We start from the raw sequence: 17,707 nt of genomic DNA, 5'->3' as shown, positions 1-17,707 counted from the left end.
GACTAGTCAAGCCGCGTAATTAATTTTTTAAAAACACTAAAAGCGAAATGGGGGTCGTCTAACAATCGTGAACTAGGCTTTATGAAATTGATTCATTTAAGACTCTTTTCCGAAAAAAGTTTAAGTTTGCGTCAAAATACAAAAAGTTGACTAAGGAACAAATCGTTAAGGCGAGTAATACATGAATAGAATTTTCAATTGCCACAATTGAATTAGATTGGTAAATAGCAATTTGAATAGATGAAGAGATTACCAATGATGTTAATAAGGCTCCTAATTCATGAACTCGATTTAATAAATGTCTATACCGTTGGGATAGATATTCCATTTTTTCTTTATTTTCTAAATTTGACAAAGAGTTATGCCACTGAAATTCAAGTTCGAAATACCCATCCTTATCTACCAAATCAAGAAAAATTAGAGCTTGTTGTATTTTTTTCCTTTTACTTAACAAGCGTAGCCCGAATATAAAGTAAATTATTTTGAAAATAAAAGTTCTGTAAATCCATAAAGAAAAGAAATATAATTGATAAATTAATTGTCCTATAGGTATCCCCACACCTAAAAAGATAACAGTTAATCCGGCTAAACTTGCTAAGTTGTAATCTTTGATATCTATTGACAAATCGTTCAATATAAAATAATTAAATGCCGTAACTAACATTAGAATCCAGCCTGGTATACCTAACCTTAATAAATGCTTGCTTTCAAAATTTATTTAAAACTCCTCCCCCCTCATCAAGCTCAGTCTACTTGTATAATATGCAATTTACAGATTATTCTCTCTAGATTACCTGGACTTAATATTGTCTCTTTCAACGCTGTTATAGATTTCCTTTTCAGGAAAGCTTGTCTTAATTTCTCTTTATTGTCCTTAACAAAAAATTCAAATCGATATTCCCCCTGTTCAATTAGGTCATCTCCGTTTATTACTCTTACCCTACCATTAAAACTTTCTCCATTTATGTCAAATATTTCACCAATAAATGTAATTGGTTCTTTTTCAAGCCTTCTTCGATTTTCGAAAATCACTTTCTCCTCAACTCCAATACTAAAATCACTTTCACTTGAAGTTTTATTAGACACAGTTAGTCCTTCAACACCTTTTTCAGGATTAACCATCTTAGCCAGAGTCTGAACAGTCCCTTCAGAAGCGCCAGCGTACCTCATTACATCTGGATGCACCTGAATTATATTTACATTCGACCCAGTAACTATATTTACTAATGATGAATCAATATTTTCCACTTTCAGATCTTCTCCTTTTGAATGCAAACTTAATACTAATTTTAGATATTCTAACCCTTTAGTACTTAAATCCCAAATATCTTTTGGACTTAGCGAAGTTGCCATAGGTACTAAAGCTGCCGAGATAGTGGTCAATGTAATGGATAGATCGGCTTCAAATGAACCAGGTCGCAAGTTATATGCTTTTATATTGAGAGTTTCTCGATCCTGCTTTGACATTTTTTTCTTTCCGATAATAGTTAAATATGATTTATCAATAAGAGTATGGAAATTACTCAATCCTTTAGATAAATAGTGAAGATTATATCCATTTTCTTCACTAAATTGGTTCCCGGAAAGTTTAAAAGTTAATTCAGATTTTTCCAAAATGACTCCCCCTTCTGAAAATTACTTTTCTACAAATAAGAGGAAAGTCCTTCGACTAATTTCTACATTCTAATTCAAAAGTCTTCACCCTCATCGAACTTCACCCTTTTCACCTTGCCTTGATGCGTCACTACACGCGTCTCCCCATGCTCAGGCAGTACCGTTAAACGCGCTCTCCCATCCGACACGACAATGACAAAAGGTTTGTCCTGATTCGAAATATCTAATTCTATTTTACCAGAAAGAGGATTAATTTCTACATTTTTTAGACGCATAGATGTTCCCTCCCGAAACGTGATATAATTAAGAACAAACCAAGTACTTATGCCGTTCCAAAAGGAGCGGTTTTTCTTTTATCCTTGCTTGTGCTACCTATCACTTTCTGGTAAGCATTAAACTGCTCATCACTACACGATCATTTTGAACGAATGCTATCTCTTACTCGTGTGACTGTATTTGACTTTGCAGCCTTGATGTAGTCTTCTTGTAACACTTATGCGATGCTAAAAAGTGTCGATTTTTTAATGAACATCATCATCAAAATGCTAATAATATGTTATAATTTAACTAATGAAAACTATTGCATTGCAAGTTGTCTTTAAGGGGCGTCGGGTGACGCCCCCTTTTTTCTCATCACCCGTCCACCACTCTCCATCCTTCCTTTTTCCGCTTGTTCAGCTCACCTCGCTGCAACGGCTCATACCGGTGAACAAGGTGGTCTTTCTCGAACCGTCTAAGCAAAAACCACTTCCGACCCCGCTTTCTTGGTTTTGCCACAGAAATCACACTCCTTAGCTGTTTTGGTTGATCTTGTCCACGACAGCAAGATAGTCAAATGGTACGCCCCGACCTCGCTCCACGACGTACCCGTATTGCTCTAACTCCTCTTGAGCAACGCTCTTCCGGCCTCCCTTTTTAGCTCTCATGAGATAGTAAGCCAGTAACTGATACGGCATATAGTAGACTCGGCGTTTGACCGCCAACTCTACTAACAAGAAGGCGATTGCTCCATTTCGATGCGCTCTGTCCAGATAATCGACCTGATGTGCTGTAACCATTGATAATGGGAAGTGCGGTCGTTTCGTGCTCTTAGCCTCAAACATGATCGCCCTCCCTTTATACACCCCGTCATAATCAACTGTGGATTTTTCCTCGTAATAACCAGAAGTGATCTTGGTTCCTCTTGATTTCAACACCTTTACGGGCGTCGGCCGCTTATTAATCAACGCGATGCCACGACCTTTGTATAGATCATTGACAATGTTTATTGCCATTTCGAATGCCATGCCCCTGTTGCCATGACCGGTGTACATTAGATCACCCTCTGTCGACGTTCTTTAAGCTCGTCCATAAAATTCTGATCATCCTGCGTCGCTGTCTGCGCCAGAAGAAGATCGATCAGGTCTGGTGCCTCCTTTACCTTCCTGGCGCAAGTCGGTCCATAACCTCGCTGCTGACTTTCTATGCTTTTGAGTGGTCGCCCGCACCTGATGCAGGCTGTTGTTGTCTGGATCATGACAATACATCCCCCTCTCTCTGTGAATTGATATAGCGCATTTCGCTTTCAAGTTCGCTTAACGTAGCTTCATACAGATCGCGACCGTCCACTAATTTATAGATGCCGGCGCTGATCAATTGCCCGATGATAGACTCCTTTTGTTGCTCATCCAGCCGCCGTAGGTTAGTCACTTGATCCACCGGCTCGTCCTCCTTTATACAACCTTAATTGTTGCTTTAATAATATGTTTTCTCGTTTCAACACTTCATTTTCAAGTAACGTTTTAGTGAGATGTTTTCTGAGTAAAGTTGTTGCGAATGCATCTCGTAACACTCTTGCTTTTGACAATTTCACGCCCCCTAACTTCAGTTATAGACACGATCTAAATTAACGAATTTGCCATATTCCTTAATAAAAGCTGTTTCGACAGTTCCGATTGGTCCATTTCTCTGCTTGGCAATAATGACTTCTACAATGTTTTGATTTTCTGATTCTTTGTTGTAATAGTCATCCCGATACAAAAAACTTATTACGTCCGCATCCTGCTCGATGCTTCCTGATTCGCGAATGTCTGACATCATCGGGCGTTTATCCTGCCTCGACTCCACCCCTCGGGACAGTTGAGAAAGAGCGATCACCGGTATATCGAGTTCTCTTGCCATTAATTTAAGGGCACGGGATATCTCAGTGACCTCCTGCTGGCGATTTTCTCCCGTTGCTTTTCGGCGGGCGGAACGAATGAGCTGAAGATAGTCGATGATGACTAAATGATCCCGACCTGGATACTTTCGTTTGATCTCACTCATTCTCTGCCTTATGTCTGTGACGGTCACATTGGCATCGTCAATGATTTCGAAATCCCATTTTTCGATGACGCCAATGGCATTTGTCGCTTTTTCATAATCAGCCGCAGAAAACAACTTCTTTGGATTCTTCCATTTGTGACCGTCAATATTTCCCTCTGCACTTAACCAGCGGAACGCAAGTTGTACATCGGGCATTTCCAGCGAAAAGATAGTCGTCACCCCATTATTTCGGCAATGAGCGGAACCGATCCCGAGAGCAAACGCTGTTTTCCCCATCGACGGCCTTGCGGCTACAATAACGAGGTCTTGCTTTTGCCATCCGCCCGTCATGTGGTCTAATTCTCTAAGGCCACTTGTATAGCCAGTCATTTCAATGTCGTCCGCGTGCATTCGCTCTGCTACATCCAGCAAAATATCTTTCTTGGTTCTTGTGCTCTTGCGAACAGAAAGCTCTTGAAGAGCCTTAAGCTCATCAATTAGCAGTTGAGCCTTCCCCTCGTCCGGCGCTTCGGTAAAGGATTGTGCTTTCTGGATAGACTCCCGCAACCGGTAAGCATCGATGACCACCTCTTCGTGAAAAGAGAAGTTAGCTGTAGTAGCAACAGATGACGCCAAGTCATTGATGTAATCAACCCCTCCAATTTGCTCAAGCGCGTCCCCCAGCAAACTCACAAGCGTTGTAGGATCGATTGGCGTTCCTTTTTTCTCTAATGCTCGCATAGCCCGAAAAATAATTTGATGCCTGCGATCTTCAAAATACTCTTGTTCTAAGGCGCACTCCTTTATTAACGAAGAATCAATCAATAATGAACCTAAGACTGCCGCCTCCGCTTGATAGGTGTTATGTGTCATTCTGCTCATCCTTCTTGAGCAAAGTTTGAAGCTTCTTCTCGAACTGTCTTCGTTGCTCTTTTGTTGGAGGGTTTTGGGCCGCTTCTCTTTCAAACTGGTTAATTTTTTGCAAGACTTTATTTTCCGGGGCAGGATAAACAGCAATTTCGGCAATTGTGGGAACAAACGATTTCTTGGCGATGTGTTCCTTCAGCCGCTCCATTACCCCATCAAAATCCATTTGTAAAAGTACCGGCGTGAGCACTTTTAGTTTTCTTTCGGTCAATTCAAACTTCGGATACACTTCGTTGATTGTGTATAGCACTTCGGCCGCCTGTTCATGATTCATCCAAATTCGCCTCTTTTCAGCCGGTCAAGTAATTCATCGCGTTCATCAGCCTTGTTGACCTCTTGTCGTTTAGGAAAAGGGATCGTGTTCGTTTTTTTGGAAGCTCTTTTTTGCAATTCGTATGCACGTACTTGATCAAGAGAAACGAGTTTCTTAGAACTCCACTCCCGGAGAATGGTTTCGGCATACCTAAAATTGTTCGAACCGTTCTTGAGTGTTACTTGCATGGCGGCAATGACAATTTCATCGTTTAGATCTTCGCACCAAGCAATCACTTGCTCAGCGATATAAGGCGTCAACATCCCAAAGTTATTTTCATAGAATGTTAGGGCATTGGGCTTGTCCTTTTCTTCTTCTACTACATCTACTACTTCTTTATGTTTAGGTATGTGCAACTTTTCGCCAACGAACAAACCAACTGAGTTGGATACTTCGTCTATTCCACCAGACTTTCCAACTGAGTTGGATTCTTCGGTGGGTTGTATGGTGGTTGATTCGTTGGTTTGTTGGTTGGAAAGCCGCAAGATTTTATACGTTCCTGCCACTCCTCTTCGACCGTCTGAATACTCGATTAGACCTGCTTCTATTAATTTTTTTCTGGCCTTTCGGACACCTTCGGCTGATAACCCTGTCAATTGCTGGAGTGTTGGGTTCGGGGCGTTGAATTGCTCCTTCCATCCTGACATGTTATTAATCGAAACAAGCGTATGCCAAAGGGCAATGCTGCTTGTAGGTAGTTCGTGAACCATTAACCAATCTCGAAAATCATTTAATAGTTTGATGTAATTCATAGCGGCACCACTCTTATAGAAAACGTAAACCGATGAACAAGATGCAATTCATCACTCAATGCATTCGTCACCAGCCAATTATCTGGATTTAACCCTACGCTATTAAATACTTCCTGCAGCTTCCTTGTAGGACGTTTCCCCTGTTTCATATTGAATCTCCTTTCTTGCACAAATGGCTTTCATGCCACTTATTCTGACCAGTTGCAGATCCGGATGAGCAACTGCCAGATAGCCGATTACGTACCGCCGAAAAAGAGCGGCACGGTCGGCGCTGTCTCGCGTCATCCAGACATAACAGCTAGGTATGTTAACTCGGTAAATCAAGAGCGACTTGTCCCTTCTTCAATATCAACGCTTTTAGACTCATACTGAGCTGCCTTATTTTTCAAGTAATCCACCATCTTTTGAATATCGCTCAAGCTCCATTTTTTTGGGTCGCTATCTATTCCTAATTCAAACAAGGCAATCGATTCCATTTGCTCTTTTTCCAATCCAAGTTCATCCCTTAGCTCCTTCACTTCCGCAGACAGCCTCTTCCACTCGTCATCCACATCAATGGCTGTTTGCTTATGCGTGTGCTTTGGATAAAGACGCTTGATATTTGGATCGTCATACTCCATGTTGTACTGTGCCGGCATTTCTTCCTGAGTGACCAACCCGCTAATGTTAAATTGTCGTTTGAGGACAATCACCTCAGCCACCTTCCGTATCATCGCGCTCGGGTAGGAATCCCAAACTGGATTTTTGCCTGCCGCCTTTTTGTATTCATCAAAATCTACTACGGCAATTGCCGGCTCTCTGCCCTTCCTCTTACAGATCGCCCAGGCCCCTGTAATGGAACCTCTCTTGCTTCCGATCTCGTGCTTTATATCACCAGTCATGGGGTTAAAGTGGAAGGTGTCGTTCGCTCTTACTTCAAAGCTATTTAAGCCTTCAAATTCTGCGTCAGACTGCGCCACTTTGACATAGCCATCACGGCTCGTCATGATAACCGGATCTACACCCTCGTAGTCAATTTCACCATTCGGCAAACGCTTGTAATCCCAATTTCCTTTTGAATCTTTTTCTTTCTTCGGCCGTTTGACGAACCAAATTTCTTTAGCAAAGGGATCCAATTGGTATCGTTCCGCCAGATGCAAGAACATTTCTAGCTCATCATCTGTAGCGCCCTTTGCGACTGTATTCTTGATGACTTTAATTTTTTCAGGAGAGAAATGTAATAATGCTCCGCCGCCAGTTGTGGCTAAGCTGCCAGAACCTTGTTCGGCTGGCATGGAGCTGGATTGTTCTTCGCTCATCGGTGTACCTCCTTGATTTTTTTAGGAGGATTCCGTATACTATAAGTGTTGAACACTTGGTGTATACGGAATCCTTAAGCTCATCAGACTGCCATCTGATGGGCTTTTGCTTTGCGATGCAATTGGTAAAAGATCGTTAATACTTCGTATTGCTGCATCTCTAACCGCCGGGCTACCTGACGGCTGCCGCGATCAAGCCCGAGGATGGCGATGTGGTTAAACAGATAAAACTGCTTTTCTTTATCAATCCACCGCTCACCGCCGTTAACTGCGTAGTATTTCACTTTCGTCCTCCTCCTCACCTAAAATTTCGAAAAACTCTAAGAATGTGTCTTTTGGCAATTCATAAAGCTCACCAGCGATGAAGACAGTCACTTTCGCAGGCTCTAACCTACCCAACTCCATTTCATCGCAAGTAAAAAATTCTTCCTTCTGGCACATATCCGGGGGCCTTTCTCTTGCCCGGGAATAGCTTCCAAAGATGACTTTTGTACCTTCGGGAAAAGTCTCTTCCCAGATACGAACGACGTCTTCACGGATTCTGACTTTGAAGTTCTTTTTAATGCGAAGTTCTGTGCCATACTTGAGTTTTGATAATACTGGCATAAAGAACCCTCCTTATCGAATTGTCAAAGAACAGGTGCCAGCTGCACCGATAGGACCACGACGACAGAAGGTCGGGGGATGGACGAGAGAATGTCATGGTCCTATCGGCGAAGCCAGGCTTGCCGAATCAACGAAATGTTGATAAACTGTCAGTAACTTGATCTATTGTTTTAGGAAACGTGAACTGTTGCCGCAGTTTGCGTTTCTTTATTTTTCAGCGGATTGTGCCAGTCTTGGAATTCTTGCAGTCGACACGAGATCGTGTAAGCCAAGTTATACAGCAGCGTCTTTTCCCGTTTTTTCGCGTTGATGCCGTGTGCTGCGGTAAGCACCTGCGCTTTATTCATTAAGCCCCTGCTGATGATCTTTAGCTCCATTCCGTCAAGCTCGACTGCTTGTCCATCCTCTTTCACCTTCGCCTCAACCATTTCGATCAGTTTGCGATCAAAAGGCTTCTGTCCTATCTTTGCGAAGCGTAAGCTGTCCTCAATGAGTGCCAACTGTGCTCTATTCATGTCATATAAACCGAGTGTTTTCATCTTTTACCTCCTTAAGCCGCCATTTTGGAAATGGCCTTTTTCTTGATCTCGACATATTCAGCGAACGTCATCTTGTTGTAAAATGGCGTTCCTGCTGGCGTTGTTTGGTTATGGAATTCAACCGCCCACTCTTCGATCAGCTCATCCGTGACCATTACATTAACTGCAGGTTTCATCATCCATTCCTCCTCGCGATATGTCCTGTCGCCATCCGGCGCCCGATCCAGCGTTTAACCTGATCGTTATAGCTGAGTCCTAAGTGTGAACATAGATTGATCACCAGCGTTTGCGCGGCTGCCTGAGCGTCCAGTAATTCGTGAACGGTCTTCTCGATGTGATGCAATTCGTGATCTTCCATGACTGATACCGGCTTCGCAAAATCAATTTGGTTGATGTGCTCCTTCGCTTCTTTAAGCTCTTTGCGAGCCAGATAAGTAAGGGCAGCCGGATGATGATCGACCTGCGGACCATCTAAATGCGGTATGTAGACACCGCCAGTTGCCATACGGTGTAGCTCAAGGGTGAATTGTGCATCGTCTAATCCTTCGCAATATTCAGGCCAGTCCTCCTTGCGCACACCTCGCTTTCCGGTTTCGTGATTGGCGATTCGTGAGCGACTATAGGCTGTTCTTGTTGCAAGCTCCTGCTGTGTCAGCCCGGTGCGTTGCCGCGATTCGGCGACTAATTGACCGATTGACATTTGACTACTCCTTTCGTGACACTGGAATTATTTAGTTGTTTCAAAATCTCAAGTAAACTTAATGTGATATGAGGTTGTCCGATGGGCTAAGACTCATGAAGAGCCCTCGCTTGCTGCCGCTTCTTCATTGAGAGCTTTTTGCTTCTCTGGTGTGAGCGAATCCCAAGCTTTCCAACCAGCCCTGTAATACTCTTTAAGACGTCGGGCTAGCTCTTCATCGCTCAGTTCGCCTGGTCCCACTACATGGACGACCGTTTTACCAAGTCGATACGTCGCATCGTACTTTTGCTCTGTCATCGAATCACCTCGTGACAGTGTATGCGGCAATTTCAGTGGGACTACCCTAGCACTTTGGAACATATTGTTATTCACCTCCTGAAGGAATCGACATCGGTTTTGATTGCTCGAATTTCAATGGTTGCTGGCTTGTCTTATTAGATGCGCTCGCCAATGGACACGTTTCGTTTCTGTAATGTGTAAAAAAAATTTCATCTACTGACAAGTTATAATAGTCAGCAATTCTCTTGGCTAAAGGCAGTGAAGGAGTTCTATCGCCCCTTTCAATTGCCCCAAGCATTTGAGGTGTAATATCAAGCTTTTCTGCAACTTCTGCCCTCGATTTCTTACCTCGAAGTTCAAATAACAATTTCCGAACCATGATTAGAACCTCCCCTCTTAGAAACAATTCGTTTCTTATTAATTTAAACTATACAGAAACGTTTCGTTTCTGTCAATACTAAAAAGAAACTTTTTGTGTCTTTAATTGGAAACGCATAGTTTCTGAAATATAATGGACATATGAGGAGTGAGTTTAATGTTAGGTCAGAGAATTGCTAGTCTTCGAAAACAAAAGGGTATTAGTCAATATGAGTTGGCAGACAGACTGGGTTTTTCTAGAGGGAAACTTGCCAATTACGAGCAAGGTTCAAGACAACCTGATTATGATACTTTAAATAAAATCGCTGACTTTTTCGACGTTTCCGTCGATTATCTTCTCGGCCGTACAGATAACCCAAAAGGTCACCTGAACATTGCCTATGACGGTGGTGGTTTGGTTGCTGAAGATGAAGAGGAAGAAGCTTACTTACTGGAACAACAGAAGCAATATAGGAAGATGAAGAAGCGGATGCAGGAGCGAATGAAGAAGGATAAATAAACTTAGACACGTTCATTAGAGAGCGTGTCTTTTTTTGTCATCAATTTTTGTCTACCTTTGTCGAAGCGCTAGACATTACAGGATAATAATCCTAAGATTTAATTACTAGAATACGAAATGTTGAGTCAGAATCGGTAAATAGCAAGGGCTCAGATTAGGTTAATAAAGACTTATACTCGTATGTTTATAACAAAAAATGTAAGTAATTGACGTTCCTCAAAAGCACAGGGAACCTTTGTTGACCGGAATGGTTTAGTCTAAGGAGGAGTTATAATGGATTTAGGTAACTTTGTAAGAGTATACAATTTAAAAATGAAAAATAATTTATCAAAAGGATTACGCCTTAATGCTATAGAAGAATATTTCTCAGAGGAATTAGGTCATGATATAGACTTTAAAGGGGATAGCGATAAATGTTTATCATATATTGTGGAAACTATAAGAACCGATGAAGAAAATGGCGAGGAGATACTTGAGTCACTCTACAATATACTTACGGAAACCTTTTCAAATCTAGACCCGAATTATATTTATGAACTTGAGACTGACTTTACAGAGGAGAACATTTTAGATTATCTAAAACGAAACTTTAAAAAAACTAATAATTTTGGTCCTTTTGATTTTATTTTAGACGGTGAAATAAGTTACGATAATGTAAAACAGACTATTAGCTGCCGTCTTTCTTTTGAAGAATTTCATATTGACTTAATAACGAATAATCGGATTAACAGTGCGCAAAAGGGGAGAATAAATATTACTTTCGATCTTATGCGAAAAAAGTTTATTAGCTCCAATGCTAGTTACGAAAAAGTTCATAACTCCCTATATAATTTAATTACAGCGTCTGGTAAGATTATTCTCAGAAAATTCTATGTATTGAAGAGAGAGTCAGCAATGAAAAATAGAAATTTTACTGATTATTCTTCAATTACTTTGTTGGCTATTAAATTGCTTTACGAGACAATCCCGTCTATGGGATACAATGTGACTCTTGAGTCGATTCTATTCACAAACTTAAATGCTACAAAAGTTCAAGGGATGAAAATGAAAGGAACAGACTTGCTGTCTGCGGAAGAGGTTGTACAAAGAATTCACCTTGGTGATAAAGTTCAATCCATGAAAATAACACTTGAAAAGATTGAAAAAAAACAGGGACGTGAATTTTTATTTCAAACGCAATTCACAATTGATTTTAGAGGAAAACTTGCCTTTATTTTTTTAGATCAAAATCTAAATGAAGGCAAAAAGCTAGATATCTGTGTATCATTATATGAAAGTATATTCGCCTTAATATATGATGATAAAACAGTTGAAGATGCATCAAAACTTATTCAAAATAAATTACCGAAACCAAAATCTATTGATAAGATAATAAAAGAGATTAAGAATGAGGTATTAGATCTATTGACTAAGAAAGAGGATTTAATTACAGTTGAGAAATATTTCTTGGAGAAATATCCAACCACATTTAGTGCTGACCAGTAAAGCCAGTACTAATATTAAGGAGAAGAAGTGTTATGTTTTTATCGAGCAGTACTATTATAGCGAAAATTGATGACAATCTTTTAAAAGAAAAAGAGTTAAGAAATTTTCATTTTTTTGAACAGAACAATCACGATAAAAACAAGAAGTTCTATTCAATAAATTTTTTCAATAATGATATGGGGGAGATACATTGGTCGAACTCATTTGATCATGGTCTAATGAATGTTATCGGATTTATTAAAAAGTCCAACCTTTTCTTTTTGTTTACTTCATCAATTCAGCACCATACATTTTTAAAAATTATTCTTTCGAAGTTTTATGGAAAAAGTGTAACCATATCAATAATTAAACTACCTTTTCCAGTTCCAAATAATATTAAATTGAATATAGAAAAATTTGAACTTATTGACAATGATGTAATTATGGGGCTCGTGGGTGTAGTCCATCATAACGGGAAATCAATTTTGTTAAAGGTTTATACAAATGGTGTAGTTACCTACTCCCTAACAGATAAGAAGGAAGATATATACTTAATTCTAGATATTTCCTTGAAAATCCTTTCTGAGTATGGAGCTCTTAAAAATGTATAGTCACTTTCTTCTTCCAGCTTTGAACTTTATTATCATAGCAATAAATTCAATCTGGGATTTGATTCTCAGTGTTTCTTATGAGTCAATTCAGTTCTTAAGCTGGACTACCGCAGTGATAGCAGCATTGTTAGCATTAACAACTATAATTTTTAGCCAATATAATGACAAATTAGTGCACAAAGCTAATGACATCTCAAAAAACTTAAAAGAAGACAGTTTTAATACCTTAATGATCAAAGAAGTCTCTCCAATGTATAACAAAATGGTTGAAACACTATCAAATCAAACGGTATATAAAAGGACACAAATGCTTTTTCAGGCTGTTTCATTTAGCTTAGCTATTCTTTGGTTAATATCCGGGATAGGATATGCTCACACTAATGTTAAATTGACATATTCGGATAGTTTTATTGTCTATAGTGCTACTTTTCTGATTGTGATTACCTTTATTTTATTACCTATTATTATGAAGTCATTCAATAATAATCAACCGTTAAAGGTTAAAAATAATACGGTAACTATAGATGAATTTTTTTCATATTTTGAAAACGAGACCTTATCCAAACCAATTCTTCTAGAGCATCTAGTAAATCCTGTTGTAACGTTTACACTTTTTCAAAATAAGATTAGTATCAAATTTAGTCAAAGGGTAATTGTTTCAAATATTTACTACATATTTGAATTTGTTAGCGAAAATAATATAATTTTCCTAAAAATCAATAATAAATCAGGCAGTGCTAGAATTTTCATCTATGATCTTAAATCTAAAAATAAAAAGGTAAACAACTTCACTGGACTTTTTTCATTACTTAAATCAAATCAGATAAGTAAAAAAATTTACATATTTAATTATAAAAAAAACGAACTATTAGCTTGTTACGAGACAACAATGAATATCAATTCACATGACGAAATAACATATACTATAAAAAAATTTTTCCACAACTCTACTTCAAGTGAACTGCAATCATTTGCTAAGTCTAATTCTTTATTTAAACATAATAATAATGATTACAAACTTATTGATAATAAGTAGAGAAGAAGCCTCAGGGCTTTTTCTTATCTTGTAAACACGAACAAATATTCGTATAATGGACACAAAGTCTTATGAATTACGGTGGTGAAGAAAGTGCGCTACGCAACATTCAAAGAAAAACAAGTCACGGAATTGTTGAAATCCAAAGGCATTCTAACTGTCCAAGACTTACACCTGGACATTATCTGTGAAGTGTTCAAAATTGATGTTACTTATCATCGTGGGCGAAGCTTTTGCATCCATGAAGATGAGGAAAACTATGCGCTGATTTTCATTGATAAACGTCTATCCTATTACGAGCAGCGCTTTACATTCTTTCATGAATTTGCTCATTTCCTTTATCATTCTGGAGACCAAAAGAAACTACCTAATGAAATGGTTACTTTACAAGAACAACAAGCCCACTGGATAGCTCTTTACTCTTCCATGCCCCGTCATATCTTTGAACCAATGGCGATTAGGCATCAATCAGTTGAGAAACTACAAGAGCTCTTTGAACTTCCTAAACAATACATAATCGAACGATTTAATTCGATAAAACGTGAGCGTTCGTTACAGAACTTTCAGTACAGAATACAACGGTCAGAACGCTCCAGAAGAAAGAAATCTCTTCAGCCCGGTCAAGTCTATGACTCTACCCTATCCGTCTTAGAACAATTGAAACAACAAGTAGGAGAGGAACGATTAAGTTATGACGTTACGCGTTTATTACGATGAAATAGATGGAGAATTACATCCACAATGGCTGCTGCTTCCGGCAAATACAAGTGAAGAATATGCGACTTACACGGTAGTGGCTCCTTTTGAACGTTTTTGGCCAGAGGACTTCCATGATTCAATGGCTGTAATTACTGTTACTCAAGCCGCACTCGTTCGTGATCCATTTCATGAAAAGGATTTTTCTATACATATTCCTCGTGTCGTCGAAGATCTTGCTTCTAATGGTGGTAACATGGAGTCCCTTCACAATGCTGAATACTTCTTGGTTCGATTCGACGACCTGGAAGAATTGCTGCAGATGAATGTTCGCCGTTTCTATTTAGGATGAGTATCCAAAGAAACAACCGAGACATTGCTACGTTTCGCCGAAAACAACAGAATAAAGAGATGGACATGTTAAGCTCATGCAGCTCATTAGAAATTGAAACAATCATAACTTTATCCGTTCCATCGATAGGACGTGCTTTTTGCGAATACAATTGAATTAGGTGATGCTAATGGAAAGAGTCGTCATGTATCTTCGTAAATCACGCGCTGATCTTGAAGCTGAAGCACGCGGTGAAGGTGAAACCCTTGCTAAACATAAGAAAGCATTGTTAAAAGTAGCTCAGCAGCAAAAGCTCAACATCATTAAAATCAGGCAAGAAATTGTGTCAGGGGAAAGCCTCATGCATCGGCCTGAAATGCTGGAACTGCTTAAAGAAGTCGAGGAAAGAAAATATGATGGTGTCCTTGTTATGGACATGGATCGACTTGGTCGGGGAAATATGCGTGAGCAAGGCATGATTCTTGAAACCTTTCAGCAAGCTAAGACCAAAATTATTACACCGCGAAAGACATATGACCTTTCGGATGAATGGGATGAGGAATACAGCGAATTTGAAGCGTTCATGGCCCGCAAAGAGCTTAAAATTATCACCCGTCGTTTGCAAGGCGGACGCCTCCGTTCTGTAGAGGAAGGTAATTATATCGCCACCCTCCCCCCTTTTGGTTACCAGATTAAAGAACTTCCAAATGGACGTACCCTTGAACCTCATCCGGAACAGGCTGACGTTGTCCGGCTGATTTACCAGCTATACGTAGAAAAAGGAATGGGTGGCAATAAAGTAGCGCTTGAGTTAAATCGAATGGGGTACAAAACGTATACAGGGCGTGATTGGGCTGCTTCCTCTGTACTTAATATCCTGAAAAACCAAGTTTATATCGGGAAAGTGATATGGAAAAAGAAACAAATCAAGAAATCAGCGACTGTTGGTAAATCCAGAGATGCTAAAACTCGACCCCGATCTGAATGGATTATTGTCGATGGGAAGCACGAACCACTCGTTTCAAAGGAGCTGTTTGACAAAGCCCAGAGCATCATGAAAGGAAAATATCATGTGCCTTATCAGCTGGAGAGTGGTACCGTCAACCCACTGGCCGGATTGATTATCTGCAAAAAATGCGGGTTACGGATGTCACGCCGGCCGTACACAAAGCAAAGTGAGCATCTTATTTGCACCAACCGTCAGTGTGATTGCAGAAGCACACGCCTCTCTCTTGTCGAAGAAAAGCTACTTGCCGCCCTACGCGACTGGCTACATGCTTATGAAGCAAAGTGGGAAGAAAATAAAAGCGAAGAACCCGAGGAGAATATTGACACCCTCTCTCTAAAGAAGCAGGCCTTACAGCAATTGAGGAAGCAATTAGACGATTTCACCCTGCAGAAAGGCAAACTGCATGATTTTCTCGAAAGAGGCATTTATGACGAAGAAACGTTCCTGGAACGATCCCAACTACTAGCCAATAACATTCATGAGGTGACCGCTCGCATTAAGGAAACTGAGCTAGAATTGGAAGAAGAAAAAGCCCGTGCGCAGGCACAGGAAAAAATTATTCCGCAACTTAAACACGTGTTATCCCTCTACCCTAAGCTTGATGATCCAGCAAAGAAAAATGAGCTTTTAAAGTCAGCAATCGAGAAAGCTGAGTACAAAAAAGAAAAGCATCAAAAGCTTGATGATTTTGAGCTGGTGTTGTTTCCGAGATTGCCATCAATGCATTAAACACAGATAAGGTGCGGAAGGAAATGAAATCACCTTAATCGACGTTCTTCAGGAGGAAGGGGAGGACATCGTTGATGTGATTCAGACGAAGATGGAGAAGAAACAGATTTATGAATACATTCATGTGCTCGACGAGCGGGAAAAGGAAGTGATTGTCGGACGCTTCGGCCTTGACTTGGAGGAAGAACGGACCCAGCGCGAGATCGCTAAGGAATTGGGGATCTCGCGCAGCTATGTATCGCGGATTGAAAAGCGGGCGCTGATGAAGCTGTTTCATGAGTTTTACAAGCAGAGCCAGGGGAAAGGATAGCGCAAATTGAAGCAAAAGGTGAACTTGGTTCCGCTCTTCTTCGATTTTTGCTCTGTTTGAGAGGACTATAGGAACGCACTTCCGCATACAGTTCCAGATGTTCTTTCATGACGTTCCAAAACAAAAAGGAGCTAATCGATCAGCTCCTTTTTGTTTTGCGGTCTTCCACAAGTTTTTCAATGACTTTGGCGAGCAATAGCGTGCGCTCGGTCAAGGACGGAATGTCCAAATATTCCTTTTCGCTGTGGGCGTTGCCGCCGACCGGGCCGAGACCGTCGATCGTTGGAATGCCCATTGCTGCGGTAAAGGAAGCATCTGAACCGCCGCCGGTTTTCGTATCCTTCAGCTCGATGCCAAGCTCCGCCCCTACCTTCTTCACGACTTGAAAGAGGCGGGCGATTTTTTCGTTTTTGACCATTGGCGGTCTGCTGATGTCTCCGGTCAGTTCAATTTCCGTGCCGCTGACATCGGAGGAAGCGCACATCGTTTCAATTTTATGCTCCATCTCTTCGGCCTGCTCCTCCGTCGCGACGCGGACATCAATGTGACCAATCGCCGTGGCGGAGACGGTATTGACGGCATTGCCACCCTCGATAATGCCGACATTAACGGAAATCCCGTGCTCATGATCATTCAGCTCATGAAGCTTGACAATTTTATGGGCGAGCTCCTCAATCGCGCTGCGCCCTTTTTCAGGCTCGATTCCCGAGTGCGCTGCCTTGCCGTGTACCTCAATCGTGAAGCGGCCATTACCGCGCCGTTCCGTCACGACAGAGCCGTCCCGGCGCGCCGGCTCCATTACGAGGGCGTAGGCTTTTCCTTTCGCTGCTTCCTCTATCAGCTGACGCGAAGTCGATGAGCCGATTTCTTCGTCACTGTTTAACACCAGTTCAACATGCTGATAGGCATCTGAGCCGTTTTCTTTTAAATAACGGAGCGCATAAATGACGGAGACGAGACTTGCTTTCATATCAATGACACCCGGCCCGTAAGCACGCGTTCCTTTGATTGTAAACGGCCTCTCGTTTGCCGTCCCCGGCTCAAATACCGTATCCATGTGGGCGACGATTAAAATCGAAGCCTGCCGCTGAGTGGGGTGGATGATCCGTAAATGATCGCCCACCGTTTCCTGGGAAATCGTCGTAACGTGAAAGCCAAGCTGCTCAAACAACGGAATCAGCTCCTGAGCGACTTGATCAACGCCAGCTTTATGTGAAGAACCGCTGTCTATGTTTACGAGTGTTTATGGCACACTAGAAATGTAGGAAACGGCAGCTAATTTATGTACATAAAAAAGGCCACTTGCCAACATCCTGAAAAATACATACACTCC

The 17,707-nt window shown here is 40.9% G+C and carries 29 protein-coding genes and 1 pseudogene; 8 read left to right on the top strand and 22 right to left on the bottom strand.

The features are described 5' to 3' along the window. Positions 1–79: 79 nt before the first annotated feature. The 21 genes from ABMB67_RS22630 to ABMB67_RS22535 all read right to left on the bottom strand — a co-directional run bounded on the left by ABMB67_RS22630 (position 80) and on the right by ABMB67_RS22535 (position 9,690). Positions 80–718, bottom strand: a complete 639-nt coding sequence (locus tag ABMB67_RS22630) for a BA5345 family protein (protein ID WP_494337751.1) — start codon at positions 716–718, stop codon at positions 80–82. Positions 719–744: 26 nt separating this feature from the next. Continuing rightward, a complete protein-coding gene (locus ABMB67_RS22625; RefSeq protein ID WP_354573406.1) occupies positions 745–1,614 on the bottom strand; it encodes a hypothetical protein in 870 nt (289 codons plus the stop codon). Between the two features lie 74 nt (positions 1,615–1,688). Continuing rightward, entirely contained in the window at positions 1,689–1,889 is a 201-nt protein-coding gene (locus ABMB67_RS22620) for an XtrA/YqaO family protein (protein WP_354573405.1), read from the bottom strand. A gap of 358 nt (positions 1,890–2,247) precedes the next feature. Next, on the bottom strand, positions 2,248–2,391 hold the full coding sequence (locus ABMB67_RS22615; protein ID WP_354573404.1) for a hypothetical protein: 144 nt from the start codon (positions 2,389–2,391) through the stop codon (positions 2,248–2,250). A 14-nt stretch (positions 2,392–2,405) separates the two neighbouring features. Continuing rightward, a complete protein-coding gene (locus ABMB67_RS22610) occupies positions 2,406–2,900 on the bottom strand; it encodes a Holliday junction resolvase RecU (protein WP_435528600.1) in 495 nt (164 codons plus the stop codon). 26 nt (positions 2,901–2,926) lie between these two features. Further along, positions 2,927–3,130: a DUF6011 domain-containing protein gene (locus tag ABMB67_RS22605; protein WP_354573402.1), complete on the bottom strand. Its 204-nt coding sequence runs from the start codon at positions 3,128–3,130 to the stop codon at positions 2,927–2,929. Next, entirely contained in the window at positions 3,127–3,312 is a 186-nt protein-coding gene (locus tag ABMB67_RS22600; RefSeq protein ID WP_354573401.1) for a Fur-regulated basic protein FbpA, read from the bottom strand. Before ABMB67_RS22600 ends, ABMB67_RS22605 begins: the two co-directional genes overlap by 4 nt. Then, positions 3,296–3,460: a hypothetical protein gene (locus ABMB67_RS22595; protein ID WP_354573400.1), complete on the bottom strand. Its 165-nt coding sequence runs from the start codon at positions 3,458–3,460 to the stop codon at positions 3,296–3,298. The genes ABMB67_RS22600 and ABMB67_RS22595 overlap by 17 nt, the downstream gene beginning before the upstream one ends. A 17-nt stretch (positions 3,461–3,477) precedes the next feature. Further along, the gene (dnaB, locus tag ABMB67_RS22590; RefSeq protein ID WP_354573399.1) at positions 3,478–4,770 is read right to left on the bottom strand and encodes a replicative DNA helicase; all 1,293 of its coding nucleotides are present in this window, start codon (positions 4,768–4,770) and stop codon (positions 3,478–3,480) included. Beyond that, positions 4,760–5,098, bottom strand: coding sequence for a replicative helicase loader/inhibitor (locus ABMB67_RS22585; RefSeq protein ID WP_354573398.1), 339 nt, complete (start codon positions 5,096–5,098; stop codon positions 4,760–4,762). Before ABMB67_RS22585 ends, dnaB begins: the two co-directional genes overlap by 11 nt. Continuing rightward, positions 5,095–5,889 carry a DnaD domain protein gene (locus ABMB67_RS22580; protein ID WP_354573397.1) on the bottom strand — a complete coding sequence of 265 codons (795 nt, stop codon included), beginning with the start codon at positions 5,887–5,889 and terminating at the stop codon, positions 5,095–5,097. Before ABMB67_RS22580 ends, ABMB67_RS22585 begins: the two co-directional genes overlap by 4 nt. After that, on the bottom strand, positions 5,886–6,038 hold the full coding sequence (locus ABMB67_RS23505; protein WP_390189732.1) for a DUF6906 family protein: 153 nt from the start codon (positions 6,036–6,038) through the stop codon (positions 5,886–5,888). Before ABMB67_RS23505 ends, ABMB67_RS22580 begins: the two co-directional genes overlap by 4 nt. Then, positions 5,992–6,174: a hypothetical protein gene (locus ABMB67_RS22575; protein ID WP_354573409.1), complete on the bottom strand. Its 183-nt coding sequence runs from the start codon at positions 6,172–6,174 to the stop codon at positions 5,992–5,994. Before ABMB67_RS22575 ends, ABMB67_RS23505 begins: the two co-directional genes overlap by 47 nt. A 35-nt stretch (positions 6,175–6,209) precedes the next feature. Continuing rightward, positions 6,210–7,187, bottom strand: coding sequence for a phage recombination protein Bet (gene bet / locus ABMB67_RS22570; protein WP_354573396.1), 978 nt, complete (start codon positions 7,185–7,187; stop codon positions 6,210–6,212). An 83-nt stretch (positions 7,188–7,270) separates the two neighbouring features. Then, positions 7,271–7,471 (bottom strand): hypothetical protein, encoded by a 201-nt coding sequence (locus ABMB67_RS22565; protein WP_354573395.1) that lies wholly within the window; start codon positions 7,469–7,471, stop codon positions 7,271–7,273. After that, the gene (locus ABMB67_RS22560; RefSeq protein WP_354573394.1) at positions 7,452–7,793 is read right to left on the bottom strand and encodes a hypothetical protein; all 342 of its coding nucleotides are present in this window, start codon (positions 7,791–7,793) and stop codon (positions 7,452–7,454) included. The genes ABMB67_RS22565 and ABMB67_RS22560 overlap by 20 nt, the downstream gene beginning before the upstream one ends. Positions 7,794–7,963: 170 nt before the next feature. Next, the gene (locus ABMB67_RS22555; protein ID WP_354573393.1) at positions 7,964–8,332 is read right to left on the bottom strand and encodes a hypothetical protein; all 369 of its coding nucleotides are present in this window, start codon (positions 8,330–8,332) and stop codon (positions 7,964–7,966) included. A gap of 11 nt (positions 8,333–8,343) precedes the next feature. After that, positions 8,344–8,508 carry a hypothetical protein gene (locus ABMB67_RS22550; protein WP_354573391.1) on the bottom strand — a complete coding sequence of 55 codons (165 nt, stop codon included), beginning with the start codon at positions 8,506–8,508 and terminating at the stop codon, positions 8,344–8,346. Beyond that, positions 8,508–9,032 (bottom strand): helix-turn-helix domain-containing protein, encoded by a 525-nt coding sequence (locus ABMB67_RS22545; protein WP_354573390.1) that lies wholly within the window; start codon positions 9,030–9,032, stop codon positions 8,508–8,510. Before ABMB67_RS22545 ends, ABMB67_RS22550 begins: the two co-directional genes overlap by 1 nt. A gap of 93 nt (positions 9,033–9,125) precedes the next feature. Continuing rightward, positions 9,126–9,329 (bottom strand): hypothetical protein, encoded by a 204-nt coding sequence (locus tag ABMB67_RS22540; RefSeq protein WP_354573389.1) that lies wholly within the window; start codon positions 9,327–9,329, stop codon positions 9,126–9,128. A gap of 67 nt (positions 9,330–9,396) precedes the next feature. Continuing rightward, a complete protein-coding gene (locus ABMB67_RS22535) occupies positions 9,397–9,690 on the bottom strand; it encodes a helix-turn-helix transcriptional regulator (protein WP_354573388.1) in 294 nt (97 codons plus the stop codon). A 156-nt stretch (positions 9,691–9,846) separates the two neighbouring features. Between ABMB67_RS22535 and ABMB67_RS22530 the strand changes: the two genes are divergently transcribed. The 8 genes and pseudogenes from ABMB67_RS22530 to ABMB67_RS22495 form a co-directional block, all read left to right on the top strand. Beyond that, a complete protein-coding gene (locus tag ABMB67_RS22530) occupies positions 9,847–10,188 on the top strand; it encodes a helix-turn-helix domain-containing protein (RefSeq protein WP_354573387.1) in 342 nt (113 codons plus the stop codon). A 273-nt stretch (positions 10,189–10,461) separates the two neighbouring features. Further along, positions 10,462–11,673, top strand: coding sequence for a hypothetical protein (locus tag ABMB67_RS22525; RefSeq protein ID WP_354573386.1), 1,212 nt, complete (start codon positions 10,462–10,464; stop codon positions 11,671–11,673). 32 nt (positions 11,674–11,705) lie between these two features. Next, the gene (locus tag ABMB67_RS22520; protein ID WP_354573385.1) at positions 11,706–12,263 is read left to right on the top strand and encodes a hypothetical protein; all 558 of its coding nucleotides are present in this window, start codon (positions 11,706–11,708) and stop codon (positions 12,261–12,263) included. Beyond that, positions 12,256–13,299, top strand: coding sequence for a hypothetical protein (locus ABMB67_RS22515; RefSeq protein ID WP_354573384.1), 1,044 nt, complete (start codon positions 12,256–12,258; stop codon positions 13,297–13,299). The genes ABMB67_RS22520 and ABMB67_RS22515 overlap by 8 nt, the downstream gene beginning before the upstream one ends. A gap of 93 nt (positions 13,300–13,392) precedes the next feature. Beyond that, the gene (locus ABMB67_RS22510; protein WP_354573382.1) at positions 13,393–14,016 is read left to right on the top strand and encodes an ImmA/IrrE family metallo-endopeptidase; all 624 of its coding nucleotides are present in this window, start codon (positions 13,393–13,395) and stop codon (positions 14,014–14,016) included. Next, positions 13,991–14,347, top strand: coding sequence for a hypothetical protein (locus ABMB67_RS22505; RefSeq protein ID WP_354573380.1), 357 nt, complete (start codon positions 13,991–13,993; stop codon positions 14,345–14,347). Before ABMB67_RS22510 ends, ABMB67_RS22505 begins: the two co-directional genes overlap by 26 nt. A 169-nt stretch (positions 14,348–14,516) precedes the next feature. Beyond that, positions 14,517–16,064, top strand: a complete 1,548-nt coding sequence (locus tag ABMB67_RS22500; protein ID WP_354573379.1) for a recombinase family protein — start codon at positions 14,517–14,519, stop codon at positions 16,062–16,064. Between the two features lie 16 nt (positions 16,065–16,080). Continuing rightward, positions 16,081–16,374: pseudogene (locus ABMB67_RS22495) on the top strand (sigma-70 family RNA polymerase sigma factor); the annotation flags it as partial. Between the two features lie 139 nt (positions 16,375–16,513). Here the strand turns inward: ABMB67_RS22495 and ABMB67_RS22490 are convergent. Beyond that, the gene (locus ABMB67_RS22490) at positions 16,514–17,554 is read right to left on the bottom strand and encodes a M20 family metallopeptidase (protein ID WP_354573408.1); all 1,041 of its coding nucleotides are present in this window, start codon (positions 17,552–17,554) and stop codon (positions 16,514–16,516) included. Positions 17,555–17,707: the final 153 nt, after the last annotated feature.

Source organism: Halalkalibacter oceani (assembly GCF_040544555.1).
GTDB lineage: Bacteria > Bacillota > Bacilli > Bacillales > Bacillaceae_D > Halalkalibacter > Halalkalibacter oceani.
The sequence above is the reverse complement of the archived record's forward strand: the minus strand, read 5'-3'. Positions and strand labels throughout refer to the sequence as shown.